Below are 2351 nucleotides of genomic sequence, written 5' to 3' on the forward strand. Positions count from 1 at the left end.
GAAGAGGCTTTCTGTTTAGTATTGAGATCTACAATTATCGTTTTACCACACGAAGTGTTTTAACTTCATTTCCTTGGGTTACCACTACATTGTATACTCCTGACGCGTAACGATCACCGATAGAAAGTTCTGAAGCCTCTGTAGCTCCTACTTCCAGTTTATCCAGTAATTTTCCGGTCATGTCATAAATAGATACTCCTACTCGCTCCTCGCTTGAGGTAGTCAGGTTCAAGTGGAAGTTATCACTGTATGGGTTCGGATAAGCCACAACCGCAAATGGTACTGCTGTTGAAACTTTAGCCGGTGGTACACAATCTTTGTAGTACACTTTAAAGGCTGCACTGTAAACATCCGCACAAACACCATTGCTGAACTTAGCTCTGAAGTAGTTCACTCCGTTTGATGGATTAGTGATGGTGTAGCTGGTTCCTGTAGCTCCTTCAATAGGAGTCCAAACGGTCGATGCAGTAGGTGCGGTAGCCGAAACTACAGTCTCCCATTGGATAGTTCCTACTGAACCTGCTCCGATTGTCAGAACTTTTGCAACACTGTTATCTGTACATAAAGCACTGGTTGCGGCAGTTCCTGCCGGTGTGGTAACATTGGCAGTAATAGACTTAGCCACTGGCTTAGCATTTACAGTAACCACATATACATTGCTGTAATCTACACAGGCAACATTAGTCGCTACAACTCTATAAGCCGTTGACGCTGAAAGGTTACCGGTTGAAAATTGGTTATTGATAATCAATGTAGCTGAAATAGCACTCCATGTCGGTGTGGCTGATGTCCAGTTGGTTGATTTTTGCCATACCAAAGTACCGTTAGTAGTACCACTCAAACTAAGTGAAGTACCGGTTCCTGAACATACCGTAGCATTAGCTCCTGATAAGGTTCCTGCTACKGCAGGMGCACTTAAGGTCAACTGAATAGCATTGGAATAAGCTGATGAACAAACCCCGCTGGTGGCTTTTACTCTGAACCAGGTCGGAGTAGTGATTACGGCATTATAGATAGCTGATGTAGCACCGTCAATATCCGTAAACACATTGTTATCCGGTGATGACTGCCATTGAATACTACCAACATTRGAAGCCACTTTCAATTGTTTTACAACACCTGAACAGGCTTCGGTTCCAGCCACAACTGTCGATACAGTTCCTCCTTTGGAAACTTTATCAACATTCACTACAACCAAGTTAGATTCTACTTCGCCACAAGTACCTCCGATAGAAACAACAGCTTTAAAGGTGGTAGTAACAGAAAGGTTACCGGTAGGGATGCTCAAGCTATTTGAGTTAGCAATAGCACTCCAAGTAGCTCCACCGTTAGTGGTTTTCTTCCAACTGATTACTCCGGTAGCACTGCTCAAATTCAAGGTAGTTCCTGTACCGGCACACAATGGTGAGCTGGCTGATGAAGCAGTACCTACTAAAGGTGTAGTCCCTATAACGTATTGAACMGGTGCGGTATAAGCGGATGAACAAACTCCGCTGGTCACTTTAACCCTGAAATACAAATCAGCAGTAATATTAGTCACAACATAAGTAGCTCCCGTACTTGAAACTGAAGTAGTATTGAAAGCTAGTCCAACCGGAACGGCTGATGCTTTTGGCGCATCATAATACGTAACTCCGTCTTCTGAATACTGCCATTGTGTTTTTCCAACATAACCCGCAACTTTCATGCTTCCTGAAGCTCCCTCACAAACGGTTCCTCCACCGGAAATAATAGTTCCCGCTACTGAAGTTGGGTTTACTGTAATGGTCTTAGTAGCTGATGTAGCTGTAGTGTTATCACATGAGTTAGTAACAATTACTCGGTATGAACGGTCTGAATTCAACTGAGCATTGGTAAGCGTATACGTTGTACCGGTAGCCCCGTCTATATCAGCAAATGTTCCCGGAGCTGTAGTACTTGAATAAGAAGCTGACTGCCATTGGAATGAAGTACCCACATAACCGGTTAAAGTCATGGTAAGATTTCCTCCTAAACATACTGAGGTAGAAGGAACTGTAATAGAGCCCGCTTTTACAGCAGTGATAATATTAATTGAAGCTAAATCAGATGCCAGGATTCCGCAATCTCCTTCGTTAATCAAAACACGATACTGAGTGCCTTTAGCAGGTAAAGTAGACGTTTTGGTAATGCCTAAGGTAGCCGTGTCGTAGTTAGAATACACAGCAGCGTTAGCAGCGGTAATGGTAATCCAAGCCGGGTTCGGGTTAGCTGTAGTTGGCACTCTATACTGCCACGAATAACTTGAAACCGGTACATTTGTGGCAACAGACATACTAGCGGTAGAGCCTACTGCTCCACAAATATTAGTTGTAGCCGGTTGTGTAGTAATA

The 2351-nt window shown here is 43.6% G+C and carries 1 protein-coding gene; it reads right to left on the reverse strand.

Features of this window, described 5'->3' with window-relative positions; genetic code table 11:
• Positions 1 to 34 precede the first annotated feature (34 nt).
• A partial coding sequence (locus EZL74_RS13035; RefSeq protein WP_131477099.1) for a T9SS type A sorting domain-containing protein occupies positions 35 to 2351 on the reverse strand: 2317 nt, incomplete at its 5' end.

It is taken from the genome of Flavobacterium silvisoli, from assembly GCF_004329815.1.
In the GTDB taxonomy this organism is placed as follows: Bacteria; Bacteroidota; Bacteroidia; order Flavobacteriales; family Flavobacteriaceae; genus Flavobacterium; species Flavobacterium silvisoli.